This is a genomic window from Edaphobacter aggregans DSM 19364, assembly GCF_000745965.1.
GTDB classification, from domain to species: Bacteria; Acidobacteriota; Terriglobia; order Terriglobales; family Acidobacteriaceae; genus Edaphobacter; species Edaphobacter aggregans.
In genome coordinates this window covers 1-14,328 of sequence record NZ_JQKI01000122.1, presented here as the reverse complement: position 1 = coordinate 14,328, position 14,328 = coordinate 1, and the positions used below count along the sequence as shown (strand labels likewise).

General features: G+C 56.9%; 8 protein-coding genes and 1 pseudogene. 3 read left to right on the top strand and 6 right to left on the bottom strand.

Going from position 1 to position 14,328, the window contains the following annotated elements:
• The 3 genes and pseudogenes from Q363_RS25480 to Q363_RS25470 all read right to left on the bottom strand — a co-directional run.
• Positions 1-760: pseudogene (locus Q363_RS25480) on the bottom strand (sensor histidine kinase); the annotation flags it as partial.
• Positions 761-1,273: 513 nt separating this feature from the next.
• Positions 1,274-1,651 carry a hypothetical protein gene (locus Q363_RS25475; protein ID WP_211256342.1) on the bottom strand — a complete coding sequence of 126 codons (378 nt, stop codon included), beginning with the start codon at positions 1,649-1,651 and terminating at the stop codon, positions 1,274-1,276.
• 142 nt (positions 1,652-1,793) lie between these two features.
• Positions 1,794-2,747, bottom strand: coding sequence for a 3-keto-disaccharide hydrolase (locus Q363_RS25470; RefSeq protein WP_035356455.1), 954 nt, complete (start codon positions 2,745-2,747; stop codon positions 1,794-1,796).
• 211 nt (positions 2,748-2,958) lie between these two features.
• Between Q363_RS25470 and Q363_RS25465 the strand changes: the two genes are divergently transcribed.
• Positions 2,959-4,440, top strand: coding sequence for an MFS transporter (locus tag Q363_RS25465; RefSeq protein ID WP_245632467.1), 1,482 nt, complete (start codon positions 2,959-2,961; stop codon positions 4,438-4,440).
• A gap of 402 nt (positions 4,441-4,842) precedes the next feature.
• Here the strand turns inward: Q363_RS25465 and Q363_RS25460 are convergent, their stop codons facing one another.
• The 3 genes from Q363_RS25460 to Q363_RS25455 all read right to left on the bottom strand — a co-directional run bounded on the left by Q363_RS25460 (position 4,843) and on the right by Q363_RS25455 (position 6,982).
• Complete coding sequence (locus tag Q363_RS25460; protein WP_035356451.1) at positions 4,843-5,040, bottom strand: hypothetical protein; 198 nt, start codon at positions 5,038-5,040, stop codon at positions 4,843-4,845.
• Between the two features lie 12 nt (positions 5,041-5,052).
• Positions 5,053-5,319, bottom strand: coding sequence for a hypothetical protein (locus Q363_RS41190; RefSeq protein ID WP_157467538.1), 267 nt, complete (start codon positions 5,317-5,319; stop codon positions 5,053-5,055).
• A 394-nt stretch (positions 5,320-5,713) separates the two neighbouring features.
• The gene (locus Q363_RS25455; protein WP_035356449.1) at positions 5,714-6,982 is read right to left on the bottom strand and encodes a hypothetical protein; all 1,269 of its coding nucleotides are present in this window, start codon (positions 6,980-6,982) and stop codon (positions 5,714-5,716) included.
• Positions 6,983-7,192: 210 nt separating this feature from the next.
• Between Q363_RS25455 and Q363_RS25450 the strand changes: the two genes are divergently transcribed.
• Both Q363_RS25450 and Q363_RS25445 read left to right on the top strand, forming a co-directional pair.
• Positions 7,193-10,678, top strand: coding sequence for a TonB-dependent receptor (locus Q363_RS25450; RefSeq protein WP_051979305.1), 3,486 nt, complete (start codon positions 7,193-7,195; stop codon positions 10,676-10,678).
• 175 nt (positions 10,679-10,853) lie between these two features.
• Positions 10,854-13,376, top strand: a complete 2,523-nt coding sequence (locus tag Q363_RS25445) for an amylo-alpha-1,6-glucosidase (RefSeq protein ID WP_211256341.1) — start codon at positions 10,854-10,856, stop codon at positions 13,374-13,376.
• The last annotated feature ends 952 nt before the right edge of the window (positions 13,377-14,328 follow it).

Genomic DNA, 14,328 nt, shown 5'->3' with positions numbered 1-14,328 from the left:
GTCCGGGGAAGACACCATCAAAATTACGCTCTACTTCAGGCGAACCTCCATCCCAACAGAGGGAAGTAGCCAAAGGAGCGTGGTCCTTTGCAGTCCGTACCATGATCGCTGGTTGAGGATGGGATGTATCGTTTTTGTTCTGATTTGGCAGCACTTCGTTCAGCGCTTGCGGAAAAAACTTGTCCTTCAGATAGTCGGTATCGTAGACAAACCCTGCCAGAGCGGGATGCTCCGCAGTCGAACCGCGAGGTATGAATAGCACCAAAGACTGATACTGCCATTTGTCGCCCCTGGATACCCAATTGTCCCTAAGGTAGACGCGCCTCCCTTCCATCGCCTCGATCTTCTTCAGTTTGGTGATGTAGTCTTTGGATTCCAGGTCAAACCAAGGTCCGATCATGGATACGAACTTCTTGCCTTCTTCAACAAATTCAGGATCGCCCATGCGATCAGGCTGAGATTGACTCTCGACGTGGCCTTTCCCTGTCCAAAGAAACGCATGTGCAATGTCTCTGTGTGACGCCAGGAAAGCCTCCAGCTCGTCGCCTTGGCTCACACCGGGAAATTTCGCCCTGGCTTCCTCGGCGATATCATAAGCGCGGTTATCAATCCGTTTTTCGGCGATAGCCAGGACCTGTTGATGCTCCCGTTGTATGACAGCCTCGATGGCCTTGTTAAGCTGTATGTTCCTAAGGTGCCATGCACCGGCTACGACGAACGCGGCGGCGGGTAACATAACTCCCAGCATGAATACCAACATGCGAGGGCGCTCGGACCATCGTCGAACTTGAAACTTCAACATATAGCGCGCTTCCGAAGAGGCGCCCCCTGCGTTTTAGGGGAAGCGCCCACTTCCATCGGATTGAAGAATAAGCGCGAGCGCTGGGCGATATGTCACAACAACGCAACAAATTGCAAAAAGTTGTGAACTCACAGGTGCCACGCTGATGCGCGATTGCCCTCCTCGGGGTGGAGCTTTTTGTTCCATCAGTCGAGCTTCAAACCATACAGAAATCCGCCTTCACGGACCTCAACCAGACGGAGTCGCTCTGTGCATTCCATTGAACCCAGTTCTCATCGTTCATCGATAGCACGCCCCGGCCGCTATCGTCGCCTCGAACAATGCGGCGCACCACCGAATTTCCGGATAACCGGTCTATCCGGAAACTATCCCGTTGTGCCCGCAAAGTCGCCTTTGCGGCAAGTTCGCTGATAATCGGGTAGCCGCGACAGCCAGGAGGCAGAAAGCCCCGAGTGCGATTAGTGGATGCGTTCATGGGTGAAGCGGTCGCGGCCCGCCCAATACGGGCAGTGCGGGCAGGAGTGGCCTTCGGGGTAGTCGATACCTTCCTCGTGCGGGCAGCCGAAGACGCGGGTCGGTCACGACCACGGAGCGAGCCTGATGCTGGCGAAGGAAGGCTTTGATCTGCTCGCCGACAACCGGATCGTGGCGTACATCGATGTCTTCGGAGAACCAGCGTTCGAGCACGTCGGGCGGTTTGCGTTCGTCGGGGATGATGGAGACGGCGATCTTGGTGGCCAAGTCCGCAGTCGGGCCATAGAGTGCAACCGTCGCGATAGGGTAGCCCCGGAATCCGCGCCGAGCACTCTTCGCCAGCCAGGAAGCAGACCGTTTTCTGATCTTCTTCATGTACTGATGAAATACCTTGAGCTACGGGTGTCAGTCAAGGGGTAGGAACGCTTCGCCGTTTTCTCGGTACCCTTGACTGGCGAATCCGAGGGGCGAACTTTCTCAAAATCCCGTTTTGGGGAACGGTCCGCGTCACAACCCCTTACTTTTTCGGAACGGAGATGGTGATGTTGCGGTAAGCGATGACGCCGTGGTGATCCCCCTGCAGATAGAAGGGTCCTGGCTCGGCTTCATTGCTGTCAAGAGCACCTCCGGTCGGGCCAGGAATCTCGACATTGTCGTGGTACGTCTTGCCATCGCGCAAAACCGTCACATGTCTGCCGACCAGGGTGACGTCGAAGGTCGTCCATTTTCCGAGACCAAGTTCTGAACCCTCTGGCGGCGGATAGTAACTGTAGATCGCGCCCATTTCATGCGACGGGAGCTTGCCGCCTTCGGTGCCTACCTGTAACTCATAGCGACCACGCAGATAGATGCCGCTGTTACCGCCTTCTGGGCAGTTCACTTCAATATGCAGTTTGAAATCTTGGAACTTTTCTGTGGTCATGATGTTGGCAGCCCCGTGCCCTCTTTGACCGGGCACTTCGGGATTGTCATTCACCAGCTCGCCATTGCGCGCCACCCATTTGTTGTTATCGACATTTCCTATCGGCTCCCAACCTTTAAGATCTTTGCCGTCGAAAAGAGGTTGGGGTTTGGTCCACTGCTTCGGCATTGGCCGATCAAGCGAAGGCGCCTTCACGCCAGCAAGCATCGGGCCGCCGGCGTCGCCGTGCTTCTCTATGCCGGTTAGCTTGTCTGAGCTGGGGGACGTGAGCTCCCAGCTAACTGCCGAAGGGCCCGCTTCGCCCACAGCCACAATCAGTTTGCCCGACTCCATGTGAGCGCCTATGATCGGACGCCATGCGCCGCCCCTCGGCTGAACGCGACCTTCAATTTTGCCGCCGTTATCCGTAAGCTCCATCCATTGCGGATAAGGTTTGCCGGTGGCGGGGGTAACAGTCATGTCCCAACGGCCGAGAAACTCTCGGATGTCTTGCGCGGCGACGGTCGAGGCTAGCGCGATCGTCAGGATAGGTACAAACCAAATCTTCATTGTCACTCGTTTGAGTGTAACGCTCATGCTGATAGCTGAGATCTTGGCCCTCTCGTCAAATGACGAGAACAGGGCCTACTGCTCGCCGAAAGTGGCGATGCTCTCAGAAGCCAATTTATGAAGACGAGCTAAGATTTCAGACTAAGGGAAGCTGACCGAGGTTCTCTGCATGCGGAAAGATAGCTCGAAGCCACAAGTGAGCGGACGTATCGTGCTTGCCGCCACCATTCTTGGATCGGGCATGGCGTTTATTGACGGAACAGTTGTCAATGTCGCACTCCCCGCACTGCAGAACGCTTTCCGCGCTTCCCTCGCGGACGTGCAGTGGGTCGTTGAAGCGTACGCTTTGATGTTGGCGGCATTGCTCCTTGTAGGCGGCTCTCTGGGAGACATCTTCGGCCGCCGCAGGGTGTACGTTTTCGGCGTCGCCGTGTTTGCAGCCGCCTCTGCGTGGTGTGGCGTAGCTCGGAACATCGACATGCTGATCTGGGCCCGTTCGATTCAAGGTTTAGGAGCGGCTTTCTTGGTACCTGGGAGTCTCGCGTTGATCACGGCCTCTTTTCCAGAGAACGCGAGAGGGCATGCGATCGGCACATGGTCAGGCTTTTCCTCGATAACCGCTGCCATCGGCCCCGTCATTGGAGGGTGGCTGATTGAACACTCCACCTGGCGCTGGGTCTTCTTCCTGAATCTCCCGCTGGCCTTGATTGTTATTCTTTTGTGTACCAGGGTGCCGGAAAGCCGTAACGAGAATGCCTCACATCATCTCGACTGGCTAGGCGCTCTGCTGGCAACGCTGGGGCTTGGTGGCGTCACGTATGCGCTGATTGAGTGGCCCACTCACGCTCGTCATAAAGGCCATCTCGTCATAGCTGCTGCAGGTTTGGGCGTACTTGCTTTGGTGACATTTGTCGCTGTAGAGCATTGGTCTCGCGCGCCTATGGTTTCGCTCAAACTGTTTCGGTCGCGAAACTTTGCAGGTGCAAATCTGCTGACACTGTTTCTGTATGCATCGCTCGGGGGGTTGATGTTCTTCTTCCCGATGGACCTGATCCAGATCCAACACTACACAGCTACCCAGGCAGGGGCGGCATTTCTCCCTCTTATAGCCATCATGTTTGGACTGTCACGCTGGGCAGGCGGCCTTGTTGCTCGCTACGGATCACGGCTTCCGCTTACAGTTGGGCCTTTTATTGCAGCCTGTGGAATTGCACTTTTCGCGGTTGTACCGCAGAGTAGCAGCTACTGGGCCACATTTTTTCCGGCCGTAGTGGTGATGGGGCTAGGCATGGCTACCAGCGTCGCTCCCTTGACTACGACGGTGATGAACGCCGTCCCGGAATCGGAGTCGGGCCTCGCCTCAGGAATCAATAACGCAGTCTCCCGTTTGGCCGCTCTGCTTGCAGTGGCTGTTTTCGGTGCAATTCTGGTCACGGTTTTCAACCATTCGCTTGATCGGCGCCTCGCTCAGCTGGCATTGGATCCGGAGGTTCGTGCACAAGTTGATGCCGCCCGGCCTCAGCTTGCATCCGCCTACAATCCCGATCCCAGAGTTCAGCATGCGATCACCATGTCCTTCCTGAGCGGCTATCGCGCTGTGATTTGGATAGCGACTGGCCTTGCCGTTCTGGGTGGTATCGCCGCGCGGTTGCTCATTGAATCTGGCGCGCCGTCGCCTGCAGAACGGGGTTAATACCGATAAATCGGATGAGCAGGTCGCTCCAGAAGGGAGAGACTATTCCCACGAAGACGACGCATCACCGAATCGCGGAAGTTTCAAGTAGCGGTCAGGGTAGTGCTGACAGTCGGCCCGAGGGCTGTGTTCTCTCTTGTCTGGCCACGCAAGGTAGCAGACTTGAACAGACGATTACGGGCATGAGAACCAGAGCAGCATAGAAGTCCAAAGGCCAGAAGAACCGTGGAGGCACGCTAACGAGACACCAGGCAGACCAATTGGCTATGAAATAAATCCATAGGCCAAAGGTGCCGAGGCGGAGCGACTTGAGAGTAAGCATGAAAATCGGGAATCCGCCGAGTGCTACGTGGTCGGTGACGAGGATGACGACGAGGGAGACTTCGACCTCGAGGACTGAGGCTAGTTCTGATGATGGTCGGGCCGCGTGTAGAAGGCTTTGGGGTTCGAGGTGATGACGATGTTCTCGTCCTGCGGGAGATCCCCTAGCTTGCTCTCGGCACCGACCACCTGTGCTATCTCGAGGAACACGGTGAGAGCCAGCGCCTTATCGATGCGTCCCTCGTTGACATAGCTGTCCATCAGTCCCGAATCGTCCACAGATAAGTCTCCTTACGGATGGGATCCGGTAGTGGACTTCCAAGTCGGACCCGGTAGTAAGCTTGTCAGACCGTAGACGACTTCGCGATACAACGGAGGGGTTACGAGGTCTCCGGCAGCTGCTGCCACTTCTCCGACCCCGGCACCTTGTAGGCCTCGCCACACTTCGGGACAGCGGTTGTGCTCGGCGTCGATATTGATGACGTCGCGGACGGGGATGATCGCCAGACAGTGGGTGCACGTCTCCGTGTAAGTGGGCGGCGGTCCTTTGGTGGCCATGCGTCGCATGCAGCACCCCGACTATCACGCGAAGTTGCCGCTAACCCCGTTTCCGGGAACTACAGGAACCACTTGTCCGAGATGGCGACTTTTCGTTCAAGTGGAAAGTCACCCACTGGAAATCTGTAAACACTACGGCGTTTGAACGAAGCCGCTGGCGCGGCGGACGCTACGCGTGCGATACTCCGGACAAGCGAGGTGTTTAGCAGCATAGTTTGACCATGCTGTTGTGGATCGCCATTGTCGGAGGACTAGCGCTCATGATAGGTCAGCACCCGCGCTCTGAATCGCTGTTCTACTACTTCCGACTGGGAGAGAGGAAGGTAAAGTGCCGACTACTAACGGGCGCTGACAAGATCCAAGTCACGCAACATGGCATTTGTCTGGGAATAAGCTAGTAGACCCGCAAAGTGAGTAGTTTGGGTTGCAGCGGCACTCCTCCGCTGATGTTTACCTCGAGAACGGCCTCAAAGTTGTGGACCTTCCCGTCGGCAGCAACGTGCTTCATCAGCTCGGCTACAGTTTCGGGGTTTGAGGCGTATTCGACCGCAGCTTGAGTTCCGAGGGTTGTCAAGCCGCTGAAGGCGAGCACATGGAAATCGGGCTGAACGCTAGGTAGAAGAGCGACAATAGCGTAGTCCTTGGTGAGAGGGTGCTCGGGGCGAGTATAAGTCGCGGGTTCGCCGGGGCGGGGGTGATGGTTCACCACTCCAGCAGAATCGGGGGTGGCGATGTAGCTAAAGTTCTGGCCGGACGGCAGCGCCTTCAAGGAGCTGTTTTCAGCGATGGACCCGATAAAGATGAGGTTGCGCTCGCGGGCTTCGTCCCATGTGACCAAGAGGCTGCGTTTCAGGATGAACTCTGCGTGATGCCGATCAAACATCTGCGTAAGTTTATGAACTGAAATGAGTTCGCCAATACCGGTGTAATTATCTACCCGATCTGGAGCCTGATTATCTGAACCATCATTGGCGGCATAGCGCATACCGTGTTTGGAGTCGCCGATGAAGAGGGCGTTGCTGTAGATGACTAACGGCGGGTCGCCAGTGAAGAAGGGTGCCCATAGACGGTTGAGCGGCTGGATCGAGGCATAATGCCGTTGCCAGAGACGCACTGCGATCGTGAAGATAACAAGCAGACAGATGAATGAGATGATCGGCCAATTCCAATGACGATTGCCAAATGGCCTTTGCGTTACCTCAATCTCCGGAATGGAATGGCTAGGGGCTGAACTTTCGACCGGGGATGGGGGTGCTTCGGGGAGGGCTAGGGCGACTTCCACAGCAGGCGCGAGCGTGGGGTTGGGAAGGAAGACGGGCAGGTAGTGGCCCTTGGGAATCTCAATGATGAGCGGTTCGGAGGCTCCCTCGGCGTTGAAGTAGGCAGAGAGTTTGAGGCGAAGGAGCCGGGCCTGGCTGCGGACGATGCTGTCCTCGCTGGAGTTGAAACCAGGGGATCGGCGGAAGACCTGGATGCCAATCTGCTGCTCGGTGGCGTCCTCGGGGGCCTGGCGGATGGCGCAGGCCGCGACGTGGAGGAGGAAATCGCGGAGGCGAACGGAGCCAACGAGGTGGGGGCTCTCGATAACGCGCTGGACGAGTTCCCAGCGAGGATCGCCTTCAAAATCAATAAGTTGGTTGGGCTGCTCCGGGGCGGTTTTCATTCAGAATTCACGTATTTCACGGTCAAATCACGGTGAACGACCTATTCAACCGTTGCTAATAAAGAGCATGGTCTACGGCGGCTCATAAGAGGGACAACCGGAAGCGGAATTAATCGCTTCCCCGTGACCGCATCTCGCAAAGGATTCACAGTTAGAGAACCTTGCAGTGGTGCAGCCACCTTCTCTTCGATGCTATCAGTGGAGGCAAGGATGAAGTCTATTAGTAGGCAGGTATACCTCGGGATTCTGTTCCTGGTGGTGGCTCTGTTGGGTTTAAGAACCGGGTACGCTCAGGCGGTCTACGGGTCGCTGTATGGGACCATCACTGATAATTCAGGTGCGATCATCCCCAATGCACGGGTGACGGTCACTGATGTGAACAAGGGCACCCAGACAGGTGTGCAGAGCAATTCGGAAGGGTTCTGGCGGGTGGATAACCTGATCCCGGATACGTACTCTATTAAGGTGGAGTCGGGGGCATTCGCTCCTGGGCAAGCTGAAGGCGTGGAGTTGAGTGCCGGCACGTCGCAGAAGGTGGACGTGGCTCTGCAGGTTCAGGGGACGCAGCAGTCGATCAATGTCTCATCGGAGGCACCGGCGCTCATGACAGACCGGGCCGAGGTTTCGGAGATTCTGAACGAGCGCGCGATCCAAGCGTTGCCGAACCTGACGCGCAACTTCACGACTTTCGCTTTGCTTACGCCCGGCATGCAGCACTCTTCGTTCAATATTCAGGGACCGGAGAATCCGCAGGGTGGGATTGCACTGAACTCGAACGGATCGAACTATGGCGTTCAGGGATTTCTGCTGGACGGCACGGATAACCGCGATCCGGTGCTGGGAATCATTGTGATTAACCCTACGCTGGATTCGATCGGCGAACTGAAGGTCACTACGCAGAACTACGATGCTGAGTTTGGCGGCGCGGCAGGCGGCATTATCAGCGCGAGTACGAAGTCTGGAAGTAATGTGTTTCACGGGGACGTGTTCTCGTTCCGGCATAGCGATGCGCAGCAGGCCCGTGATCCGTTTGCGCAGTCGACCCGGGACCCAAACACAGGCCGATTTCTTCCCAGCGCACTCTACAACCAGTTCGGCGGGTCGCTTGGCGGTCCGATCCTGAAGAACAAGGCGTTCTTCTTTATGGACTATCAGGGATTGCGCCAGAGGCTGGGAGCCAGCTTCCTGCAGTCCGTACCGACGAATACTATTCGCAATACATGTCTGGCGGCAGGGAGTTTGACGTGCGATCTGAGCCAGTATGTGACCAGTGGCGTCGTTTACTACCGGCCGAGCTCGGGCGGGGCTCCGACAGCCTATGCACCGAATGCGGTACCGAAGTCGGTGCTTTCACCACAGGCAATCAACTTCCTCCGTCTGCTGCCGGCGCCCAACACAACGTCTTCATCGGCAACGCAGAATAACTATGCTGCTTCGGGGACGGGATCGAACAACGGCGACCAGGCCGATGTCCGGCTGGACTATCGAGTGAACGACAAGCTGAACGCCTTCGGCCGCTACGACTATGCGATTTATCGCCTGCTGGGTGTTCCGGCGTTTGGAGCGGCTGGCGGTCAGGGGTTTGGGATCGGCAATACCTCCGGCACATCGCAGGTGCAGAACCAGAACGGTTCACTGGGCCTTGACTGGGCGGTGAATGCCGGGTTCCTCGCGGATGTTCGCCTAGGCTACCTGAACTATCACGTCGCGGAGAATAAGTACTCCGGGGGCACGCCGGCGACGGCGGCCGGCATTCCGAATCTGAATACAGTGAGCGATACGGGCGGTTTGCCAACGTTCAACATCACCGATGGAAGCATCAGCAACTTCGGCAACCAGGGATGCAACTGTCCCCTGCTGGAGAGTGAGCAGGTCTATCAACTGGCGAATAACTGGACGAAGGTCCTGGGCAAGCACACGATCAAGTTCGGCGGTGATTATCGCTACGCGATGAACATCCGCAATGCCAGCGATAACAATCGTACGGGCGTGTTGAACTTCAACTACGGCTCGACTGGCGGTCCGAGTGGCTCGGGGTCGGGTCTCGCTTCGCTGCTGTTTGGGCAGGTCAACGAGTTCCAGCGCTTCGATGTTTACCAGAACGACGCGGCGAATCGGCAGAAGCGTGGCGCGTTCTATGCGCAGGACAGCTATCGCGCGACGCAGAAGTTGACGGTGAACTACGGTGTTCGTTGGGACGTGATCTATCCGGAGACCGTGAATGGAACGGGCAAGGGTGGATTCGCCTCGATCGCTTCGGGCGGAACGCGTGTTGCTGGAGTCAACGGGATCGGCACGAACGGCAACCAGAAGATGGACTACCTGAACCTCGCGGGCCGATTGGGCGTTGCTTACCAGGTGCTGCCGAACACGGTGATTCGTGGTGGTTTCGGTCAGGTGTATGACAGCGTCGGATACTTCGGAACGATCTTCGGCAGCGTGCTTACGCATAACCTGCCGGTGCTCGCGAATGAAGACATCACCGCGAATAATGCGATCGGTCAGTATGCAACGACACTAGCGGCTCCTCCGGTTCGGCCGGCCGCTCCATTCATTCCATCGAACGGCATCATTCCACTCAGCGATGCATTCAATCCGCAGTTCCGTCCCGAACGCATTCAGTTGCCGAAGGTGGACCAGTGGAACCTGACGCTGCAGCAGCAGCTTGGGGCTAGTACGACGATGGAGATCGCTTATGTGGGCAATCATGCTGAGCGAATCTATCCGGGCGAGACGTATGGGTATGACCTGAACGCTCCTGTGCTTGCGGCTACTCCGGCCGAGCTTGTTTCGGGGGACATCGCTCAGCGACGGCCCTATTACGACAAGTTCGTGTCGACCTATAACGGCTCCGTTGTGACATGCTGCAGCAACGGCATGACATCGGCTGCTCCCGCCGGCAACGCTCACTACAACGCGCTGCAGACCAAGCTTGATAAGCGCTTCGCACATGGTTTGCAGTTCAACGCGAATTACACCTGGTCGAAGGCTATGAACTATGCCAACGATGCGGTGTTTGCACGGTACCCTCGCGTGAGCTACGGACCGAACGATACGAATCGCGCGCACATCTTTGTGTTGAGCGGCGTGTATCAGCTGCCATTCGGCAGGGACCGTATGTTCCTCTCGCACAGCAGCCGTTGGATGGACTACCTGGTTGGTGGCTATACCGTCAGCGGGGTTACGACATATGAGAGCGGAGCGCCGTTTACGCCGACGTTCGCGGAGTGCGGCCAGCAGCAGGACCTTGATACCAACTTCAACGGTCCCGGGCGCAGCAGCGATTGCCGTCCGGACAAGGGTACGGGCTTCAATGTGGGCGCGGGTGGATTCGATCCTGTGACGCATACGGTTCGGCTCTTTACGCCGATGGCAAACCCGGTCGGCTCGCCAAATAGCTCGGGTGCCTTCCTGATGCCGGCGTTCGGTACTTTCGGGAATGTGGGTCGCAACTCCTTCCACGGGCCGCGTGAGTTTATGGTTGACGCGTCTCTGATGAAGGACATTCCGTTGACGGAGCGGGTGAAGGGACAGTTCCAGTTCCAGGCGTTCAACCTGTTCAATCATCCGGCGCTGGATATTCCCAATTCCTCGGGCGCGCGATGCGTGGACTGCTCGAATGGCGGTGTCATCAGCAACCTGGACTCGAACGTTCCCATGCGGCAACTACAGTTCGCGTTCCGCGTGGCGTTCTAGCCAGGGCCTCACATAGAAGGGCTGCCGGTGATATCGCCGGCAGCCCTGTAGTCTGTTCCGTGCTTTCTATCCTCTTCAACAAGTCCGAAAGGACAACGTCTTTTTCATCCGGGAACGATCTCTCCTTATGAATCTTTCAAGGCATTGCAGCAAGATAAGTTCTTGCATCCTCGTTGTGTCCCTCTCTGCTCTTGCGTCGGCCGCCGCTCAGACAGGCCTGGAACCCACTCCGCGATTTCCCCTGTCCGACGGGCCTCTCGTCATCCATCAGGCCGTGCAGCCGCAGCATCCGTTTACGGTGACCGGCGCGACTGGGGCCATCCTCGGCCTGCAGAACGGCAGCGTTGAGGTTTGGGCTCTGCCGACTAAGGTCTTCACCAATCTTCATCTAACTGCGGAAGTTGCGGGATATTCTGTACCGATCGATCTGAACGCGGCTGCAGCAGCGATCGATGTGCATCCGGACCATACGACGATCACATACTCCCATGCGGCGATCACGGTACGGCAGCATATGTTTGTACCCGCTGGTGATGAAAATACGGCAATTGGCCCAATGATTCTATTCGAGATTGAGTCGATCAAGCCTGCGGTACTTACGGTGTCACTGGAGCCCGCGATGCTGCAGCAGTGGCCTGCTCCAACGTTTGGCAGACCATCAACAAATTGGGTTGCTATGGGTAGTGGAGGTGCATTTGTGCTCTCGACGGATAATCCTGAAAACTTCGGCATGGTGGGAATGCCGAACGCGTCGGCAGGTATTATCGCTCCATATCAGGAACGTCCGCAGGCGCTACCGCTGCAGTTCAAGGTTCATTTCGATCCGAAGTTGGACAGTCAACGTCTCTTTCCGCTTGTCGTCGCGGTGAGCAAGCGCGGTGAGAAGAACACTCCTGCCGCTGTAGCTGCGATGCAGGCTCGTCTGAGTGCCACTGCAAACGCGCTTCCTGAGACGTATCGACAGACGAGGGCGTACTATGAGCGCTTCTTCGACCGGCGACTAAGTGTTAAGACTCCTGATCCAAAATTCGACGCAGCCATGCGGTGGGCAGAGATTGCTATCGAACAAAGCAAGGTGCGCACCGGCGATGAGACGGGGCTGGTTGCAGGATGGTACCCTTCGTTCGATTCCACCAGGCCCGGATTTGGCTGGTACTTCGGCCGCGATACGTTGTGGAGCCTATACGCGGTGAACAGCTATGGCGACGAGGCACTAGCGAAACAGGCACTGGAGTTTCTTTCGAAGCGGCAGCGTGCGGACGGCAAGATGATGCACGAGTTTTCGTTGACAGCGGAGATGCTTCACGGCGATCTGGACTGGGCGAAGTTGGGTTACGAGTATGCGGCTGCGGATGCCACACCTCTCTTCATTATGGCTGTGGCGGACTACGTTCGTGTCACGGGTGATGTCGATTTCCTCAGGGCGCATTGGGAACAGGTAAAAAAGGCTTATGAGTTCGACCGCTCGCATGACTCGGACGGCGACGGCGTCTATGACAATAGCGAAGGGACGGGCTGGGTGGAGGCGTGGCCGCCGAAGATGCCGCAACAGGAGATTTATCTTGCTGCGCTTGATCGCACGTCGAGCGCGGCACTTTCAGAGTTGGCGACTTTAATGAGAGATGAAGCTTTGGCATTGAGCGCAACGGCTCAAGCGCAGCACGTCGGCGAGGCGATTGGAAATTATCGGCAGAGCGATGGAATGTATGCCTTCAGCCTTGATCGGGACGGAGCCTACGACAAGACGTCCTCTGTGTTCCCCAGCGTTGCCTTGTGGACAGATGGAGCTTCCCTGCCAAGGCCGGAGGCAATGTTGTCGGCATGGGCCTCGCACGAATTCGCGACGGACTGGGGCGTGCGTTCGGTCAATGACACGGCAGCGGTGTTTGATCCTATCAGTTATCATCAAGGCTCAGTGTGGCCGCTGTTTACTGGCTGGGTATCGCTTGCAGAGTATCGCAGTGGGCGGCCGCTTGCGGGATATGCGGCGCTGATGCGCAATGTTGAACTTTCGTGGGCACAGGATCCCGGCTTTTTGACGGAGGTTCTTTCGGGAGAGTTCTTTCAGCCGCTAGGGCGGAGCAGCTCACATCAGCTATGGTCGTCGGCGATGGTTCTAGCCCCGGCTATTCGCGGGCTCTTCGGTGTCGAGGCGGATGCAACGCATCGCACCCTTCGGATACAGCCGCACCTTCCCCCTGGGTGGGATTCTGCAGAGTTGGACAATGTGCGTGTAGGCGACGATCTTTACACGATCAACCTGAACCGTGAGCGCGGGCACCTGCTGGCCACAGTCCGATCTGCGAACAAGACAGTGCTGTGCCTCAGCGGAGAACCAGACGGTGACAGTAAAGAGTGCAGAGAGCGTGCCACTACGCTGCATACTCTCTCCTTGCCGTTACCTGCCGTGGAGGTCACACTAGATGGGGAGCGAGTTCCTGAGGCAGGCGCGACCACAAGCCAACCGCGTGTGATTGAGGAGTCGTACCACCCTGGTGGCCTGTCGCTGGTGATCGAAGGCGTTGCAGGGAGTACCGCGGGGTTATCCGTTCGCAGGAATTCTGCGCTGCCGCAAGGTAAAGGTGATCCAGCCTTGAAGGTCTATGGAGCTGAACTCAGCGGAGAGAAGCTGAAGGTGGCTTTCCCGCAGGGTTCGGGCTTCGTCTCTCAGCCGATACGTATCTCCTGGCCCGAATAGTTTATTGTCACGGACCTTGTGATTGCCATCACGACGATCAGCGTTAGCAGAGGTTCACGGCGTCAAACACCTGCCATGCTCGGCTCCAGTCGGCCTGGCAAACCTTCTTAGAGTGCGAAGAGGAAGCGCAACGTGGTCTTACGAGTGGATGCAAGCACCGCTTGGATCGGTGACTGTTCCGCTAATGCTGCCCGTATCATTCTGTCCCCAGGCTCTCCCGGTACACACAACAAGCACTGCCGCAACGACAAATAGCATCGCGCGACACGCAAACGTCTGTAGTTTTGTCATCACTTGGCCTCAAGAATTGTCGCGGTGGTCGGCCAGCACGTGTCGACGAAACCACGCGCACGACGACTTACGTTGTCGTGACGAGTCACCGCTAACGCTCAATTTGCTTTATGAACGTTGAGTTAAATATCTAAAGGGCGCTTTGTCAATGTCTTTTTCGGGTTACGGAAAGTTTCCGGAGGGTGGGTGGCGAAATGGAAACAACTTCGCCGGGACCAGCATCCATCCGCTTTGCTGCGGATTCTCGGGCACGAAACCGCGACAGCGGTTGCAGATCAGCTTTTCGTCTACACGGTCTAGCGCGGATACCTCAGAGACATATCTCAGATCGCCGCGTTGGGAGAGGGAGTGGATTACTGCTTCCGCGAGTTGGGACGGAAGTTGCGGAGACTCTCAAAGGTGCGATATGCCACTGACGCGACCAACGATCTGGAACGCCTGATTGAAGCCCGCGACTGAGGCTTCACGAACCGAATCAACATCTGGAAGATCGCTGGCGGCTACGAGATTCTGCAAGATAGTTCACTGCGGACACAAGACTTTCCAGATTTCTGGGTTCTGGGCGGATGACGGGCATCCATGTAAGTCTTTGTCAAGAGAAAAGCACGAAATCTTCTGGGCGCGCTCGGGAGAGCGCGCTTTCGTCTGATCAGAATCCGTG

Bases quoted from the DNA above. Each gene is read 5' to 3' on its own strand.
- Q363_RS25475 (WP_211256342.1), bottom strand. From the start codon at position 1,651: ATGAAGAAGATCAGAAAACGGTCTGCTTCCTGGCTGGCGAAGAGTGCT.
- Q363_RS41190 (WP_157467538.1), bottom strand. From the start codon at position 5,319: ATGGCCACCAAAGGACCGCCGCCCACTTACACGGAGACGTGCACCCAC.
- Q363_RS25450 (WP_051979305.1), top strand. From the start codon at position 7,193: ATGAAGTCTATTAGTAGGCAGGTATACCTCGGGATTCTGTTCCTGGTG.
- Q363_RS25470 (WP_035356455.1), bottom strand. From the start codon at position 2,747: ATGAAGATTTGGTTTGTACCTATCCTGACGATCGCGCTAGCCTCGACC.
- Q363_RS25455 (WP_035356449.1), bottom strand. From the start codon at position 6,982: ATGAAAACCGCCCCGGAGCAGCCCAACCAACTTATTGATTTTGAAGGC.